Annotated in this window: 17 protein-coding genes; 11 read left to right on the top strand and 6 right to left on the bottom strand. The window is 35.0% G+C overall.

Annotated features, from left to right (window positions below):
- Nucleotides 1-71: 71 nt before the first annotated feature.
- From BLT84_RS05580 to BLT84_RS05570, 3 genes are read left to right on the top strand one after another with little or no spacing between them, the layout of a single operon-like run.
- Complete coding sequence (locus BLT84_RS05580; protein WP_091268041.1) at nucleotides 72-2,330, top strand: heavy metal translocating P-type ATPase; 2,259 nt, start codon at nucleotides 72-74, stop codon at nucleotides 2,328-2,330.
- Between the two features lie 23 nt (nucleotides 2,331-2,353).
- Nucleotides 2,354-2,566, top strand: a complete 213-nt coding sequence (locus BLT84_RS05575) for a heavy-metal-associated domain-containing protein (protein ID WP_028376586.1) — start codon at nucleotides 2,354-2,356, stop codon at nucleotides 2,564-2,566.
- A gap of 14 nt (nucleotides 2,567-2,580) precedes the next feature.
- Nucleotides 2,581-3,366 carry a zinc-dependent peptidase gene (locus tag BLT84_RS05570; RefSeq protein WP_031427481.1) on the top strand — a complete coding sequence of 262 codons (786 nt, stop codon included), beginning with the start codon at nucleotides 2,581-2,583 and terminating at the stop codon, nucleotides 3,364-3,366.
- A gap of 112 nt (nucleotides 3,367-3,478) precedes the next feature.
- Here the strand turns inward: BLT84_RS05570 and BLT84_RS05565 are convergent, their stop codons facing one another.
- A complete protein-coding gene (locus BLT84_RS05565) occupies nucleotides 3,479-4,693 on the bottom strand; it encodes a site-specific integrase (RefSeq protein WP_008610802.1) in 1,215 nt (404 codons plus the stop codon).
- Between the two features lie 400 nt (nucleotides 4,694-5,093).
- Here BLT84_RS05565 and BLT84_RS05555 point away from each other — a divergent pair, with 400 nt between their 5' ends.
- From BLT84_RS05555 to BLT84_RS05545, 3 genes are read left to right on the top strand one after another with little or no spacing between them, the layout of a single operon-like run.
- On the top strand, nucleotides 5,094-5,888 hold the full coding sequence (locus BLT84_RS05555; protein ID WP_091263451.1) for a HipA family kinase: 795 nt from the start codon (nucleotides 5,094-5,096) through the stop codon (nucleotides 5,886-5,888).
- Nucleotides 5,866-6,249, top strand: a complete 384-nt coding sequence (locus BLT84_RS05550) for a DUF3037 domain-containing protein (protein ID WP_034886869.1) — start codon at nucleotides 5,866-5,868, stop codon at nucleotides 6,247-6,249. The genes BLT84_RS05555 and BLT84_RS05550 overlap by 23 nt, the downstream gene beginning before the upstream one ends.
- Nucleotides 6,250-6,308: 59 nt before the next feature.
- Entirely contained in the window at nucleotides 6,309-7,025 is a 717-nt protein-coding gene (locus BLT84_RS05545; RefSeq protein WP_034886870.1) for a TerC family protein, read from the top strand.
- Here the strand turns inward: BLT84_RS05545 and BLT84_RS05540 are convergent.
- Genes BLT84_RS05540 through gntA form a run of 3 tightly spaced genes read right to left on the bottom strand, consistent with a single transcriptional unit; the run spans nucleotide 7,017 to nucleotide 8,903 of the window.
- Nucleotides 7,017-7,598, bottom strand: a complete 582-nt coding sequence (locus BLT84_RS05540) for a DUF1989 domain-containing protein (RefSeq protein WP_034886872.1) — start codon at nucleotides 7,596-7,598, stop codon at nucleotides 7,017-7,019. The two genes, BLT84_RS05545 and BLT84_RS05540, sit on opposite strands and share 9 nt — an antisense overlap.
- A complete protein-coding gene (locus BLT84_RS05535; protein ID WP_091263449.1) occupies nucleotides 7,582-8,199 on the bottom strand; it encodes an FMN-binding negative transcriptional regulator in 618 nt (205 codons plus the stop codon). The genes BLT84_RS05540 and BLT84_RS05535 overlap by 17 nt, the downstream gene beginning before the upstream one ends.
- Before the next feature lie 2 nt (nucleotides 8,200-8,201).
- Nucleotides 8,202-8,903 (bottom strand): guanitoxin biosynthesis heme-dependent pre-guanitoxin N-hydroxylase GntA, encoded by a 702-nt coding sequence (gntA, locus tag BLT84_RS05530; RefSeq protein WP_034886874.1) that lies wholly within the window; start codon nucleotides 8,901-8,903, stop codon nucleotides 8,202-8,204.
- A 103-nt stretch (nucleotides 8,904-9,006) separates the two neighbouring features.
- Between gntA and BLT84_RS05525 the strand changes: the two genes are divergently transcribed.
- Nucleotides 9,007-9,444: a hypothetical protein gene (locus BLT84_RS05525; protein WP_091263447.1), complete on the top strand. Its 438-nt coding sequence runs from the start codon at nucleotides 9,007-9,009 to the stop codon at nucleotides 9,442-9,444.
- Nucleotides 9,445-9,519: 75 nt separating this feature from the next.
- On the opposite strand, the gene BLT84_RS05520 is transcribed toward BLT84_RS05525, so the two are convergent.
- Together BLT84_RS05520 and BLT84_RS05515 are read right to left on the bottom strand one after the other, a co-directional pair.
- Complete coding sequence (locus BLT84_RS05520) at nucleotides 9,520-10,038, bottom strand: DUF421 domain-containing protein (RefSeq protein WP_034886876.1); 519 nt, start codon at nucleotides 10,036-10,038, stop codon at nucleotides 9,520-9,522.
- A gap of 114 nt (nucleotides 10,039-10,152) precedes the next feature.
- Nucleotides 10,153-11,001 carry an SDR family oxidoreductase gene (locus BLT84_RS05515; RefSeq protein ID WP_091263445.1) on the bottom strand — a complete coding sequence of 283 codons (849 nt, stop codon included), beginning with the start codon at nucleotides 10,999-11,001 and terminating at the stop codon, nucleotides 10,153-10,155.
- A 148-nt stretch (nucleotides 11,002-11,149) separates the two neighbouring features.
- Between BLT84_RS05515 and BLT84_RS05510 the strand changes: the two genes are divergently transcribed.
- The 4 genes from BLT84_RS05510 (at nucleotide 11,150) to BLT84_RS05495 (ending at nucleotide 15,213) form a co-directional block, all read left to right on the top strand.
- Nucleotides 11,150-11,836 carry a glycerophosphodiester phosphodiesterase gene (locus tag BLT84_RS05510; protein WP_091263443.1) on the top strand — a complete coding sequence of 229 codons (687 nt, stop codon included), beginning with the start codon at nucleotides 11,150-11,152 and terminating at the stop codon, nucleotides 11,834-11,836.
- An 18-nt stretch (nucleotides 11,837-11,854) separates the two neighbouring features.
- Entirely contained in the window at nucleotides 11,855-13,069 is a 1,215-nt protein-coding gene (locus tag BLT84_RS05505; RefSeq protein WP_091263441.1) for an NAD(P)/FAD-dependent oxidoreductase, read from the top strand.
- 41 nt (nucleotides 13,070-13,110) lie between these two features.
- Nucleotides 13,111-14,202 (top strand): diphosphomevalonate decarboxylase, encoded by a 1,092-nt coding sequence (mvaD, locus tag BLT84_RS05500; RefSeq protein ID WP_091263437.1) that lies wholly within the window; start codon nucleotides 13,111-13,113, stop codon nucleotides 14,200-14,202.
- A 72-nt stretch (nucleotides 14,203-14,274) separates the two neighbouring features.
- Nucleotides 14,275-15,213 (top strand): mevalonate kinase, encoded by a 939-nt coding sequence (locus BLT84_RS05495; RefSeq protein ID WP_034886885.1) that lies wholly within the window; start codon nucleotides 14,275-14,277, stop codon nucleotides 15,211-15,213.
- The last annotated feature ends 4 nt before the right edge of the window (nucleotides 15,214-15,217 follow it).

Raw genomic sequence — 15,217 nt, 5'->3', positions numbered from 1 at the left:
TTCAGCATATAACGTAATATATTAAAAACTTTAAATCCTAAAATTTGTGATGTATTAAGATGAATACGATTATGGAGACAATCAACATATTTGAAACCAAAGAAAAGAAGCAAAAACAGGGAATAAAAGAATCATTTCCTGTTACGGGAATGACCTGTGCATCTTGTGCAGCGAGCGTTGAATCTGTTTTAAAACACACAGAAGGAGTGTTTGATGCCAGCGTCAATTTCGCTAATAGTTCTGTTCTTGTGGAATACGACAAAGAGTTGAGTCCTAATCAACTTCAAAATGCACTTCGCGAGGTAGGCTATGATATTATTATAGATACAGAAAATCCTTCGGAAGTACAACAAGAACTTCAGCAAAAGCATTATCAGGACATAAAAAAACGTACCATCTGGTCGGCTATCCTTACACTACCCATTTTTGTTTTGGGAATGTTCTATATGCAATGGGAACCAGGCAAATGGATTTCTTTGGTATTGACTTTTCCTATACTCTTTTGGTTTGGGCGCAGCTTTTTCATCAATGCCTTCAAGCAGGCCAAACACGGAAAAGCCAATATGGATACATTGGTAGCTTTAAGCACCGGAATCGCTTTTCTGTTTAGTGTGTTCAATACTTTTTTTCCTAAATTTTGGTTGAGTCGTGGTATCGAACCTCACGTGTATTACGAAGCGGCTACCGTGATTATCACTTTTATTTCCTTGGGGAAACTATTGGAAGAAAAAGCAAAATCAAATACATCTTCGGCCATTAAAAAACTAATGGGTCTTCAGCCTAAAACCCTTAAAATTATTGAGAATGGGGAAGGGAAGGAAATCCCTATTTCATCGGTACAGGTGGGTCAGACCATTTTGGTACGTCCCGGAGAAAAGATTCCTGTGGATGGCGAAGTTTCTAAAGGAAGCTCGTATGTAGATGAAAGTATGATAACGGGAGAACCTGTTCCCGTTCAGAAATCCCAAGGGGAAAAGGTCTTCGCAGGCACGGTAAATCAAAAAGGGAGCTTTCAATTTACTGCCGAAAAAGTAGGTGGAGAAACCTTACTATCACAAATCATTAAAATGGTTCAGGAAGCTCAAGGAAGCAAGGCGCCGGTTCAAAAGCTGGTTGATAAGATTGCCGGAATATTTGTTCCTGTCGTATTAGTCATTTCTATCATTACATTCATTGTCTGGATGTCAGTTGGTGGCGATAACGCATTTTCACAAGCCTTGTTGACCTCTGTAGCCGTGTTGGTTATCGCTTGTCCTTGCGCATTGGGCTTGGCAACACCTACCGCAATTATGGTGGGAATTGGTAAAGGCGCAGAAAATAATATTTTGATAAAGGATGCCGAAAGTTTAGAACTCGGTTATAAAGTGAATGCTATTATCCTTGATAAAACGGGTACAATTACCGAAGGAAAACCCTTAGTAACTGATATAATTTGGAAGAATAACCTTGAAAATCAAAATGAATACAAGCAAATTCTTTTGGCTATAGAAGCACAATCGGAACATCCTTTGGCGGAAGCAGTAGTCAACCATTTAAAAGATGAAAAGGTTGAACAAGCTGAAATTGCTTCTTTTGAAAGTATTACAGGAAAAGGTGTAAAGGCGCAATCAGAGAATGGTTCAAAATATTATGTGGGTAACCATAAACTAATGGTCGAAAAGAATATTGAAATTGAATCTTCTTTAATGCAAACAGCAGAAAGTCTCGAAGAGCAGGCTAAAACGGTCATATTCTTTGGTAATGAAAAACAAGTGCTGGCGATACTCGCCATTGCAGACAAGATTAAGGAAACTTCAGAAAAGGCCATAGTAACGCTTCAGGAAAGAGGTATTGAGGTTTGTATGCTTACAGGAGATAATAATAAAACCGCATCTGCTGTCGCAAAACAAGTCGGAATAACAAATTACCAAGGCGAAGTAATGCCTTCGGACAAAGCAGCTTTTGTTGAAAAATTGCAGGCGGACGGAAAGATAGTCGCAATGGTTGGCGATGGTATTAATGATTCCCAGGCTTTGGCGCAAGCCAATGTGAGTATTGCAATGGGAAAAGGTTCAGATATAGCGATGGACGTAGCAAAAATGACCTTGATAACATCAGATTTACGATCCATCCCAAAAGCGCTGGAATTATCAAAAAGAACGGTGTTGGGCATACGTCAGAATCTATTTTGGGCATTCATTTATAATCTCATTGGTATTCCAATTGCAGCAGGCGTTTTGTATCCCGTAAATGGGTTCTTATTAGACCCAATGATAGCAGGAATGGCAATGGCTTTCAGTAGCGTGTCTGTAGTTCTAAATAGTTTAAGGCTTAAAGGAGTAAAACTTTAATATTAATTATAAATTCAAATACAATGAAAACTTTAAAATTTAAAACAAATATCAATTGTGGTGGTTGTGTATCAAAAGTGACCCCTTTTTTAAACAAGCAAGAAGGTGTCGAAAGTTGGGAAGTGGATACCGCTAATCCTGATAAAATTTTAACCATAGAAAGCGATGGTGCTTCAGAAGAAGATGTAAAGGCTACCTTGCAAAAGGTAGGCTTTAAAGCGGAACCTGTAGATTAATACCTCGCTATAATATGGTTTATATTTTAATTTTGGTTGTGATTCTTCTGTTTGCTATTCATTTTTATCGAAAAGAGAAACGGCATAGCGTAAAGCCATTTCCAGAGCATTGGCACAAATTATTAATGGAGAATGTTCTTTATTATAAAAATCTTTCAAAAGGCAGGCAACTTGTTTTTCAACAAAAAATGATGCAGTTTTTAAGTGAGGTTTATATAGATGGCGTGCAGTTTGAATTGGAAGAATTAGACAAAATTTTAATTGCAGCAAGTGCGGTAATTCCTGTTTTCGGCTTTAAAGAATGGCATTACACTAATTTAAGTGGAATCCTCTTATATCCAGATAATTTTAATGAAGATATGCAATTTAGCAGTAAGGATAACTCGCGCAATATTGGTGGGATAGTCGGGAACGGACGTTTTGAGAAACAAATGATTTTATCTAAAAAAGCATTGTATCACGGTTTTAGAAACACAACAGATAAAAGCAATACAGGCATACACGAATTTGTACACCTTATTGATAAGCTGGATGATAGAACAGATGGCGTTCCAGAGCGATTATTAGAACATCAATATGCAATACCTTGGCTGAATTTAATTCATAAGGAAATAGAAGCCATAAACGACAACCATTCTGATATCAGAAAATATGGTGGTACAAACCAAGCAGAATTCTTTGCAGTAGCTTCAGAATATTTCTTCGAGCGCCCAGATTTGCTCAAAAAGAAACATCCAGAACTTTATAAAATGTTAGTTAAATGCTTCAATCAAAAATTAGCAAATCCAATTAAAAATTAGTTTCTATTTAGGAGAGATTAAATCTGTAATTGAAAATCGTAAAGAGCGGATATTTTGAATATGCTAAACTACTTATAGCAATAAAATATCCGCTCTTCAATTATTTATTTCCTCAAAAGTTTATAACACTATCCAATGCATCATCTGCCTCTTTATGGATGAAATTGGCTTGATAGTTCAAGGTGGTTTTCAAATCACTATGGCGATATAATTTCTGTAGCATCAACGGATGAATGGCATCCCCAGCAATATTTCCAAAACTATGCCGTGCTATGTGCATCGTTATTTTCTTATTTATTTTAGCCTTTTTAGAGATTGATTTTAGATTGTCATTAAACCTCTTTGTAGCAGTTTTTCTCTTGTTATATAAATCTTTCGCATTTTCAGGGTCTGCCTTTTTCAATTCAGGGAAAACAAAATCATCATCACTTCTTTTATCATCTTTATATTGGTCTAAAATCTTTAGTACTTTTTCAGGAATTTTTAATGATAGAAGTTTTGCGTTTTTATGCATTCTATAATGCAGCCTGTTATCATAAATATCTGACCATTTGGTTCGTAGAACATCAGAAACCCTCATACCAGCAAAATTGAAACTAAAAAGCCAAACATTTCTAGTATGTATTTCAGAAGGTTTGAGATTTATCAAATTTTCAATTTGTTGAATCTCTAAAATATTTAGTCCGACTTTGGTAGTTTCAGGAAATTTGATTTTTATTTTATCGCCACCGAAGGGATATAATTCTCTGCTTACAATTTTGTATTTAATTGCTCTGTTAAATAATAGCCTTACAAATACCAAAATGTTCATTATTGAGGTTTCAGACAGGGAGTACTTAACTTTTAAAGTTAACATCAGTTTTTTAAGAAAACGTTCATCAATTTCTTGAAAAGACAATTGTTTCGAATTGTGATATTTTATAATAAAGCTCAACCACGCTTTATCAGTAGATAAACGATTTAGCTTTTCTGTACTTTCTAAATCGTCAAGATGTTCTTGTGCTAATTCAAAGAATGTAGCATTGATACCGGAGGAATATATTTCCTTCTTAATTTGATTGGCAGAAGCATCTTTTTGTTCGGATTGAAGCGTAATAAGAGCATTGTTTAATTCAGAAAGTTTCAAGGATAACAAATTGTTCAAGGTTTTGAAATTTATGTGTGATTTCTTAACCCGAATATTCTTTTCATCCCAATCTTCCAATTCAATGTAGTGACCTATATATTGGTATGTTGAGCGACGATTTTTTGTAATACGTATGGCAAGAGGATACAAGCCTTCTTTATTAGGCTTTTTGCGAAGAACTATTTTAGCGTTTGATGACATAATTGACCTAGTTTTGCGTACGAAAGCCAAATCAGGTACAACATAGGTACAACATTCAATTTTGAATGTTTAGTTTACCAAGAAGTTTCCCTAAAGATACAAATTTATTAGTTTCTCTGGGTACAACATAGGTACAACAAATGTTGAAATCAATTGATATTAGATGATATCAAAGAAAATGACATATTATATAATCAATTGAAAATGAGTGGCTTTGGTGCTGTTTGGGCAAATGTACGCTAGACTTAGGATCTAGTGCCGCAAGGTGTGGAGGTTCGAGTCCTCTCGCCCGCACAAAGAAAAAGCTTCAGAGAAATCTGAAGCTTTTTTCATTTAAAATCACTCGATATCCACCCATATCCAATATTCGATTAAATTTGTTTTAGCATTAGCATACTAAATGAAAAACAATCCAGAATTAAGAACGGTAACTGTTACCAGATACATCACGCCTCTTAGAGAAGGCGGCTCCTTACCTGCTTTGGCAGAAGCCGATGATGATTTTAAATATGTTTTAAAATTTAAAGGTGCAGGACATGGGGTAAAAGCGCTAATTGCAGAGTTATTGGGCTGCGAAATAGCACGTGCTCTAGGTTTTAAAGTACCGGAACTTGTTTATGCTAATTTAGATGAAGCTTTTGGAAGAACAGAGGCAGATGAAGAGATACAAGATCTTTTGCAATCTAGCCAAGGTTTGAACTTAGCCTTGCACTTTTTGTCTGGCGCTATAAATTTTGATCCGGTAGTTACGCAGGTAGATCCATTACTTGCCTCCAAGATCGTGTGGTTAGATTCCTTTATTACAAATGTAGATAGAACTTTCAGAAATACCAATATGCTCATGTGGCATAAAGAATTGTGGCTTATAGACCATGGAGCTTCCTTCTACTTTCATCACTCATGGACCAATATGGAGAAACAGGCAAAAACTCCCTTTGCCCTAATTAAAGACCATGTTCTTCTACCTCAAGCCTCTAAATTAGAAGAGGCAGACCTTTTCTCTAAACAGCTTCTATCAGAAGAAAAAATTAGACAGATAGTAGACCTAATACCAGAAGAATGGTTGAATTGGGAAGGTTATGATGAAAACATGCAGGAGATCAAAGAAACCTATACTCAGTTCTTATTAGTGAGATTAGAAAATTCAGAAATATTTTTAAAAGAAGCACAAAATGCCAGAAAAGCACTTATATGAGTATGCTACAATAAGAGTACTTCCACGTGTTGAGCGAGAAGAGTTCTTAAATGTAGGTATCATTCTTTTTTCTAAGCGCGAGAAATTTCTTAAAGTGCTTTACACTCTAGACGAACATAGATTACGATGCCTTTGCAAAGATTTTGATATTGAAGAGATCAGAAAAAATCTCGATTCTTTTGAAAAAATTGCATTGGGCTCTAAAGAGGGAGGGCCAATTGCACAAATGGATATTCCTTCTAGATTTAGATGGCTTACGGCAGTAAGAAGTTCTGTAATTCAAACTTCCAGACCGCATCCTGGATTATGCCCAGAATTAGATAAAACCATTACACGATTATTTAACGAGTTGGTGCTATAATTTATGATTTCCATTACCTGAAATTTAGTAATTTCGGATAAAATTACGCTCGCGCTTAGATGGAAATATTCTTACATGCAGATACCTGGATCGCACTTTTAACTCTTTCTTTTATGGAAATAGTTTTAGGCATAGACAACATTATCTTTATTTCATTAGTAGCAGGAAAACTTCCCATAGAACAGCAAAAAAAGGCTCGTATTGGTGGTTTATCTGCTGCCCTAATTATGCGAGTTCTATTACTTTTAAGCATTACCTGGATCATAGGGCTTACCCAACCGGTTCTTACCTTTAACGAATTTGAACTTAGCTGGAGAGATATTATCCTCATTGCCGGAGGGATTTTTCTACTCGTTAAGAGTACGCTAGAAATCCATCACAAGGTAGAAGGAAAGGTAGAGGAAGAGAAACAGGTAACAAAGATCAACTCTTTTGGATACGCTATTCTCCAAATAGTACTATTAGATATTATCTTTTCTTTTGATTCCATTTTAACAGCTATAGGGCTTACAGATCAACTTTTACTCATGATAATTGCAGTGGTGATTTCCATCATTATTATGATGATCTTTGCAAAGGCAGTTGGAGATTTTGTAAATGATCACCCTACCATTCAGATACTAGCGCTTTCTTTCCTAATTCTAATTGGAGTGATGCTTATAGTAGAAGGGATGCATTATCATGTTCCAAAAGGATATATCTACTTTTCAGTATTCTTCTCATTAGCTATAGAAATGTTGAATATGCGCTTCAGAAAGAAAAATACCTCAGTCTAAGATCGTATAGTGTATGGGCTTAAAGCTACCATTGTTACTATCTTCTGCAGAGCACGCAGTTAATGCAACAATTAGATCCATTTTAGCTTCAAAAAGCACATGATCTCCTGCTTTACTTAACGGAGGGTCTACGCTAAGCTTTCCCTTTTCATCAAACTGCACGTTCATAAAAATATTAAAAGCGGTAGGAACATCATCAGGTTCAATATTAAACTTTCTGAGATTGGTATATAGATTCTCAAAGCAACTTGGATGATATTCAGGATTCTTGTACATGATCTGGAACGTTTCCGGGCTACAGGGAGCTAATAAGAAATCGTTTCTTCCATTGGTATCTTCCAATATCTGCATCATCTTTCTACTTCTATTACTCCATAAAAAGTTACCTGTAGATATTAGTATGCTCTCTTCAAAATCTAAGGTCTTCCCAGAGGAGATCTTTTCTCTTGTATCTTCAGCATTAAAAAGTACCATATCGCTCACCTGCTCTCCTTCGGGATCTATAACCTTTAATTTCTGACCTTTCTTCAATTTGAAAGCAGCTCCAGATTGCCTCTTAATTACTTCTATCATTTTCTTCTTTTATATCTTTACTTAACTCTTTACTCATAGCATCTCCTTTCTCTAATTGATGTACTACCGCATCAATATCATCCTTTTGAAATGTTTGATGCAATTTAGCTACCCCTTTAATTTGAAATGGTTCTGCCCAAAACCCCGTAATAAGTGGAATATGATCTTCCACCATTTTAGAGGGAATATCTTGATAAAACAATGGAGAAGCTTGCTTTTTTTCAAAAGTATGTACCAATTGTTTTAAAGAATTCTCCAATTCTTCTCTGGTTTGAATTCTTATTTTAACATTTACATGAACGGCAGAATAATTCCACGTACTAATATCTTTTTCCTTGTACCAGGAAGAGGAAATATAAGCGTGCGCTCCTTGAAATATTAGCAATGCCTCTACCCCATTTTTTAAATATTCTAATTGCTCATTGTGATTTGCAATGTGAGAATACAAAGTGAACTCCTCTGCATTACCCTTCAATAATACTGGAATATGGGTGGCCATTAAATTTTCACCTGATATTACAAGGGTTGCAAATGGATGATTTTTTATAAACTGAAATAGATAATTAGGATCTTGCTTCTTGTATTTTTTTGGTTGGTACATTTTTATTTTTTCCCTGAAAGAAACGGACATTTCCATTCTTTTCCAACATTTCTACCACTGTATTGTCTCGCCTCACTGTTCTCTCCAAAATCTTCTAATATAGGATTGATATTTCCCTGCAAAGCTATGTCCCTTTCTCTAATCTTATCTCTCACCACATTATAAGTCCCCATCTCTCTCAATTTTTCGAATTGCCAATGTAAATTGAATGCTATTGCAGGATATGGAGATTGTCTCGCCATTCTAGAACTGTTGGGATGCAAGCCAACCATGTAAAAGGCTTTACCTCCAAGACTAAAACTAAAATCTTTATGTTCTGGATCTTTACTTACCGCTTTATCCCAAGGAGCTGTATCTACTTCATGAAGCAAATTTAGTTGAGACCACAACAAGGCTTCGAACTGCTTTTCTGAATACTCTTTCCTTCCTTTAAAAACTGCAAGAAATGTAAAGAACTCCTTAGACTCAAAATCATAATTTGCTATATATCGTTTAAGATCCTGTAATATCTTGTTTGCAGTATTCTTAGATCCAAAATTCTCATATACATGAAAATCTACCTTATCCATGCTAAAAACAGTTTGAGCCATTACACAGGGATGATTTTTGTCAACTACAAAATCTTCGAACTGAGCTTTAATTTTATTATCATTATTTGAATTATTAATCCTAGATTTAATATTTCTATCTGTTGCCGTGATCATAATTTTAATGTTTTTTTTCTCGAAATAAATTTAAATCCAAGTCTTTTAATATAAATTCGGTTTAAGAATATATTAGTTCAATTTTAATGAAGATTAACACCCCATGGAATTCATAAGAATATTTATTGAAGGAATAGTCGCAACAACAGTTATGACAACTTTTAGTTATGTACTTGCCAATATTACCAAGAAAGAGTTTAGGGAACCTGAACTTCTAAATGATCTACTCTCAAGATCTAACCTTTACCGGCTTAAACTATCTAAAAAAAGCGCTGCCGGTTGGATCTTACATTATCTCATTGGTTGGATGTTCGTAATTCTAATTGAGGCTGCATGGCTTACAGAATTAGTTGAAGCCTCTGTTCTTTCTGGAGCGTTATTAGGATTTTTAGGAGGAGTAATAGGAATATTTGGATGGAAGATCTTGTTTTGGATCAATAATAATCCCCCTAAGATCTCTTGGAGTGATTATTATATTCAACTAGTAATTGCACATGTTCTTTTCGGAATAAGCACAGCAATAATCTATCTTTTATGGTAGAAAATTATATTGAAAGCTCCCTAATTCAATTATTTATATAATCTAAAGAAAACTTATGCGTAGGTAAGTACATTTCTACCTATCCACACCTTCAATAAGCCAATCTTCTAATTCTGTATCTTCTGAAGCATGTAGAACAGAAATATCACCGGTAGATTCAAAAACAACAGCTTTAACTTGTGAGAGTTGAATAACATTTGCCTCCCTTAATTTCCCTTTAAGGTCTGATTCTGTAACTCTAGCCTTTCTTAAGTTATCATGAAGTATTTTCTGCCCATCCATCAATAGCAAAGGTTGATTATCTATAGCCTTCTGTATAAAATCATATCGTCTAAATAATGCTGCAGAAATTTGCAACACGTATACAGCAGCTAATCCCACAATTCCCTGTAATAAGCTCACAGACTTTGAAAGGATGGTGCTGGCTAATATGGAACCAATGGCAACTGTCATCGCAAAATCAAAACTAGACATCTTAGAAAAGCTTCGCTTTCCTGCTATTCTAGTAAATAAAATTACTGCCAGATAGATACCTATAGATGTAAGTACAATTGCAATTAATGAGGTAGAAGAAGCTTCGAACCATTTTTCCATAATATTATTTTGTTTTTGATTTTTAGTAAGTTAATGAGAAATAAGATATCATTCTAATTAATAAATTCTTTACAAATAAAGCTAACAAGCAGATCATAGTTGCTATAAACTTAATTAGCCTCCAATAATTTCACCTCCATTTACATGAATGATCTGCCCTGTAATATAACTGCTATCTTCTGATGCCAAGAAAACATAAGACGGAGCAACTTCAGAAGGTTGCCCTGCCCTGCCCATTGGGGTATCATTACCAAAATTCTTAACCTCATCAAAAGTAGATGGAATTAAAGGAGTCCATATAGGTCCCGGCGCAACACCATTCACCCTAATTTCCTTTTCTACTAACATTTTAGATAACGATCTGGTAAAACTTACAATTGCACCTTTACTACTAGAATAATCAAGAAGGTGTTCACTTCCCCTATATGCAGTTACAGATGTAGTATTAATTATAGTACCCCCTGCTTTTAATTCCTCCAGCGCCGCCTTAACCATATAAAAATAGGGATAGATATTAGTCTCAAAAGTTTCAAATAAATGTTCTTCAGTTATATCTCCAACCTGTTCTTCTGGAAATTGAACTGCAGCATTATTAACAAGAATATCTAATTTTCCCAATTGAGAGATACAATCTTTAATCACAGATTTGCAAAATTCAGCATCTTTCAGATCTCCAGAGATAATTATACATTTTTGATCTTCCAGCTCTACCATTTTCATGGTTTCCAATGCGTCTTCATCCTCCTCTTTATATACAATTGCTACATCTGCACCTTCTCTTGCAAAATGAACAGCTACACTTCTTCCAATACCACTATCGCCTCCGGTAATTAAGGCAATTTTCCCTTTAAGCTTTTGGCTACCTCTATAATTATCTCGTATTATTTGTGGTTCTGGAGACATTTTATATTGGTCTCCCGGTTGTGATTGAGACTGCTCTGGAAATTTATTCTGCTTAGACATAATATAGGGTTTACATTATAAAGATAAAATTACCCCACTCTGCATCTAAAAAAATGTTAAGAGATTATAAGGATTACTTAAGGTTTACCGCTATTACGGAATAACGTTCGAAAAATTAGAATTCCGGCTATTTCAATATCTTTGCAAAATGGAAACACTGGTAAAAATTGGTCACCGAGGCGCGAAAGCACATCTGGCTGAAAACACTCTGGAAAGTATTTCGAAAGCCTTAGAATTTAAAGTAGATGCTATAGAGCTTGATGTTCATAAATGTAAAACTGGAGAAGTGGTGGTAATTCACGATTTCACTTTAGACAGAACCACCAATGGCTCTGGTGAAGTTGCAAATCAATCCTGGGAAGACTTGCAAGAACTTAGCATAGAAGGAAAATATAAGATCCCACTTCTTACTGAGGTTCTAGATCTAATTACCGGCAAATGCAGCATAAACATAGAACTTAAAGGGAGTAATACCGCCGAAGCTACTTGCCTAATTATACAGCAATATATTGAAAAAGGTAGTTGGAGTTATAAAGATTTTATAGTTTCCAGCTTTCAAACAAGTGAGCTATTTAAAATTAGAGATCTAGATAAGCATATTCCTATTGGAGTATTGAGCAAAGCGAGTATGTCTCAAGCTATAACATTAGGAAAAGAGCTAAATGCAGCAGCCATTCATCCTTCTATTGGTATTATTACCAGAAAGAATGTTATAAATGCCAAAGATGCAGGTTTTAAAGTGTATGTATGGACAGTGAATGACGTTTATGATATTGCAAGAATGATAGATTTTGGTGTAGACGGAATAATTTCAGACTACCCAGACAGACTTTAAGATCCTGAAAAGTTATTTATGAAACATTACGATATAATAATAATTGGAGGTGGTGCGGCAGGATTTTTTACTGCTATAAATGCTGCAGAAATGGATTCTCATGCGAAGATCCTTATACTAGAAAGAGGAAAAGATGTTCTTACTAAAGTTAGAATTTCTGGTGGCGGACGTTGCAATGTTACCCATGCAGAATTTATACCTCAAGATCTGGTTAAAAATTATCCAAGAGGTGAAAAAGAACTTAGAGGCCCTTTTCATAGTTTTATGACCAGTGATACTATCTCCTGGTTTGAGCAACATGGAATTGAGCTTAAAATTGAAGATGATGGCAGAATGTTTCCGGTTTCAGATTCTTCAGAAAGTATTATTAATTGTTTTCTTCAAGCTACCGAGAAATTAAAGATAGATACTTTAAAAAATCAATCTGTACAAAATATAGAACAGGTAGATGCCAATTGGAACATCAGCACTAATAAAGATCAATTTTCTGCTGAAAAGATCTTACTAGCTACCGGAAGCAATCCTAAAGTGTGGAAATTACTTGAAAAACTAGGACATTCCATAGAAAATGCAGTTCCGTCCTTATTCACTTTCAACATAAAAGATTCGAGAATAAAAGATCTTCCGGGAGTTTCTACCTACACCGAAATTAAAATAATCGGACAAAAATTAGAAAGTGAAGGACCAACCCTAATTACTCATTGGGGCCTTAGCGGACCAGGAATTTTAAAACTTTCGGCGTGGGGAGCTAGAAAATTACATGATGTTGACTATAAGTTTAACATCCAAGTGAATTGGTTACCCGGTCATACTTCTGAATCTATTCTAGAAGAACTAAAAGAGTTGAAGATCGAACATTCTAAACAGCAAATATCAAAATACGCGCAATTCGAGCTTCCTAAAAGATTATGGCAACAACTTGTTAAAGCAGCTACTATTGCTGAAGATACGATATGGGCAGATCTGAATAAAACTCAATTACAAGCCCTAAGCTTACAACTTACAGAAGCTGTATTTAAGGTAGATGGAAAAAGTACTTTTAAGGAGGAGTTTGTTACTGCAGGTGGCGTTAATCTGAAAGAAGTGAATTTTAAGACCTTTGAGAGCAAATTGCTTAAGAATCTATATTTTGCTGGAGAGGTATTAAATATTGATGCTATTACAGGAGGCTTCAATTTTCAAAATGCATGGACAGGCGGGTATTTGGCGGCACAGGGCATGAGCTCTAAATAGTGTGAACTAAAAAAGTATATTTGCGTAAATTTTTCTGAAGCATGACTGAAAATGATTTCTTATCTAGAACTAATTCTAAAACTGTTGAAAACGGTAGTGTAACTTGGCAATCTCCAAGCAATATTGCATTGGTAAAATATTGGGGAAAAAAGGAGAATCAGGTTCCTGCAAATCCTTCTGTTAGCTTTACGCTAGACCATTGCAAAACCACAACTACCTTAAAGTTTCATAAGAGAGAATCTCCTGCAGCTAAAGATGAAGACATTGATTTTGAATTCTATTTTGAAGGTAAGAAAAAGGAGGATTTCAAACCCAAGATATCTACCTTCTTCAAAAGAATAGAGAACTATTGCCCATACCTTAGAGAATATCACTTAGAGATTAGCAGTGAAAATTCTTTTCCGCACAGCAGTGGTATTGCATCTTCCGCCAGCGGAATGAGTGCCTTAGCATTATGTTTAATGAGTTTAGAAAAAGAGTTAAATCCTGAAATTACAAACGAATACTTTAATAAAAAAGCTTCTTTTTTAGCAAGATTAGGTTCTGGAAGTGCATGTAGAAGTATTGAAGGCTCTTTAATAGAATGGGGAAAGCATGCAGATCTAAGCGATAGCTCAGACCTCTACGCAATTAAATACCCTTATAAAGTTGATGCAGTTTTTCAAAAGTTTCAGGATACTATCTTATTAGTAGATAAAGGGCAAAAACAAGTAAGCAGTACCGTGGGCCATAATTTAATGCACGGCCATCCTTTTGCAGAAGCCAGGTTTCAACAAGCTCATGATAACCTACATAATTTGAAACCAATATTTGCTACCGGAGACCTAAATGCTTTTATGAATTTAGTGGAGAGTGAAGCTCTTACATTACACGCTATGATGATGAGCAGCAATCCTTATTTTATCTTGATGAAGCCTAATACGATGGAGATCATTAATAAGATATGGGAATTTAGAGAAGCAACAGCCTTACCAGTTTGCTTTACGCTAGATGCCGGCGCTAATGTTCATGTACTCTACCCAAAGAAAAATAAAGTTGAAATTTTAGAATTCATTAAGAATGAGCTAGTTGCATATTGCGAAAATGGACAGTATATTTGCGACCAGATTGGAAACGGCGCAAAAAAGTTGTAGATTTATTTGGTTATATTTGCCCACAATCTAGCATATTGGAATTCCAATAAATACAGATTAATCTATACACTTATGAAAGGACCATTATTCTACTCTAAGATCTTACTTTTCGGAGAATACGGAATTATCAAGGATTCTAAGGGATTATCTATTCCTTATAACTTCTACAATGGAGCCTTGAAAGTTGATGAAAATCCTTCAGAAGTGGCTATTAAATCTAATGAAAGTCTGAAAAGATTTGCAGATTATTTAGCTGAATTGGAAGTAACTGATCCAGAATTGGTTCATTTTGATATGAAAACTTTGAATGAGGACATTCAAAAGGGAATGTATTTTGACTCTAGTATACCGCAAGGATATGGAGTTGGAAGTAGTGGAGCTCTTGTAGCTGCAATCTATGATGAATACGCTACAGATAAAATCACGGTTCTAGAAAATTTAACTAGAGATAAGCTGTTAAAATTGAAGAGCATTTTTGGAGCTATGGAATCTTTTTTCCACGGAAAATCTTCAGGATTAGACCCATTAAATAGTTACTTAAGCATCCCTATATTAATTAACTCTAAAGATAATATAGAGCCTGCAGGAATTCCTTCTCAAACTGAAAATGGGAAAGGTGCCGTTTTCTTATTAGATTCTGGTACTATTGGTGAAACTGCACCAATGGTAAATATTTTTATGGAGAACATGAAACAGGAACCTTTTAGAAAAATGCTGAAAGATCAGTTTGTAAAACATACTGATGCCTGTGTAGATGACTTTTTGCAAGGAGATGTAAAATCTCTTTTTGGAAACATCAAAAAGCTTTCTCATGTTGTTCTAGACAATTTCAAACCTATGATTCCTGCTAAATTTCATAAACTTTGGCAAAATGGTATTGAAACCAATGACTATTACCTAAAACTTTGTGGTTCTGGTGGAGGTGGATATATTTTAGGCTTTACTGAAGATATAGACAAAGCAAAAAAAGCTCTAAAAGACTACAATCTAGAAATAGTTTACAATTTTTAGAATT

The sequence above is a fragment of the Gillisia sp. Hel1_33_143 genome, assembly GCF_900104765.1.
Taxonomy (GTDB): Bacteria; Bacteroidota; Bacteroidia; order Flavobacteriales; family Flavobacteriaceae; genus Gillisia.
The sequence above is the reverse complement of the archived record's forward strand: the minus strand, read 5'-3'. Positions and strand labels throughout refer to the sequence as shown.

Bases quoted from the DNA above. Each gene is read 5' to 3' on its own strand.
- BLT84_RS05505 (WP_091263441.1), top strand. From the start codon at position 11,855: ATGAAACATTACGATATAATAATAATTGGAGGTGGTGCGGCAGGATTT.
- BLT84_RS05510 (WP_091263443.1), top strand. From the start codon at position 11,150: ATGGAAACACTGGTAAAAATTGGTCACCGAGGCGCGAAAGCACATCTG.
- BLT84_RS05570 (WP_031427481.1), top strand. From the start codon at position 2,581: ATGGTTTATATTTTAATTTTGGTTGTGATTCTTCTGTTTGCTATTCAT.
- mvaD (WP_091263437.1), top strand. From the start codon at position 13,111: ATGACTGAAAATGATTTCTTATCTAGAACTAATTCTAAAACTGTTGAA.
- BLT84_RS05515 (WP_091263445.1), bottom strand. From the start codon at position 11,001: ATGTCTAAGCAGAATAAATTTCCAGAGCAGTCTCAATCACAACCGGGA.
- gntA (WP_034886874.1), bottom strand. From the start codon at position 8,903: ATGATCACGGCAACAGATAGAAATATTAAATCTAGGATTAATAATTCA.
- BLT84_RS05525 (WP_091263447.1), top strand. From the start codon at position 9,007: ATGGAATTCATAAGAATATTTATTGAAGGAATAGTCGCAACAACAGTT.
- BLT84_RS05540 (WP_034886872.1), bottom strand. From the start codon at position 7,598: ATGATAGAAGTAATTAAGAGGCAATCTGGAGCTGCTTTCAAATTGAAG.
- BLT84_RS05565 (WP_008610802.1), bottom strand. From the start codon at position 4,693: ATGTCATCAAACGCTAAAATAGTTCTTCGCAAAAAGCCTAATAAAGAA.
- BLT84_RS05550 (WP_034886869.1), top strand. From the start codon at position 5,866: ATGCCAGAAAAGCACTTATATGAGTATGCTACAATAAGAGTACTTCCA.
- BLT84_RS05495 (WP_034886885.1), top strand. From the start codon at position 14,275: ATGAAAGGACCATTATTCTACTCTAAGATCTTACTTTTCGGAGAATAC.
- BLT84_RS05575 (WP_028376586.1), top strand. From the start codon at position 2,354: ATGAAAACTTTAAAATTTAAAACAAATATCAATTGTGGTGGTTGTGTA.
- BLT84_RS05535 (WP_091263449.1), bottom strand. From the start codon at position 8,199: ATGTACCAACCAAAAAAATACAAGAAGCAAGATCCTAATTATCTATTT.
- BLT84_RS05545 (WP_034886870.1), top strand. From the start codon at position 6,309: ATGGAAATATTCTTACATGCAGATACCTGGATCGCACTTTTAACTCTT.
- BLT84_RS05555 (WP_091263451.1), top strand. From the start codon at position 5,094: ATGAAAAACAATCCAGAATTAAGAACGGTAACTGTTACCAGATACATC.
- BLT84_RS05520 (WP_034886876.1), bottom strand. From the start codon at position 10,038: ATGGAAAAATGGTTCGAAGCTTCTTCTACCTCATTAATTGCAATTGTA.
- BLT84_RS05580 (WP_091268041.1), top strand. From the start codon at position 72: ATGGAGACAATCAACATATTTGAAACCAAAGAAAAGAAGCAAAAACAG.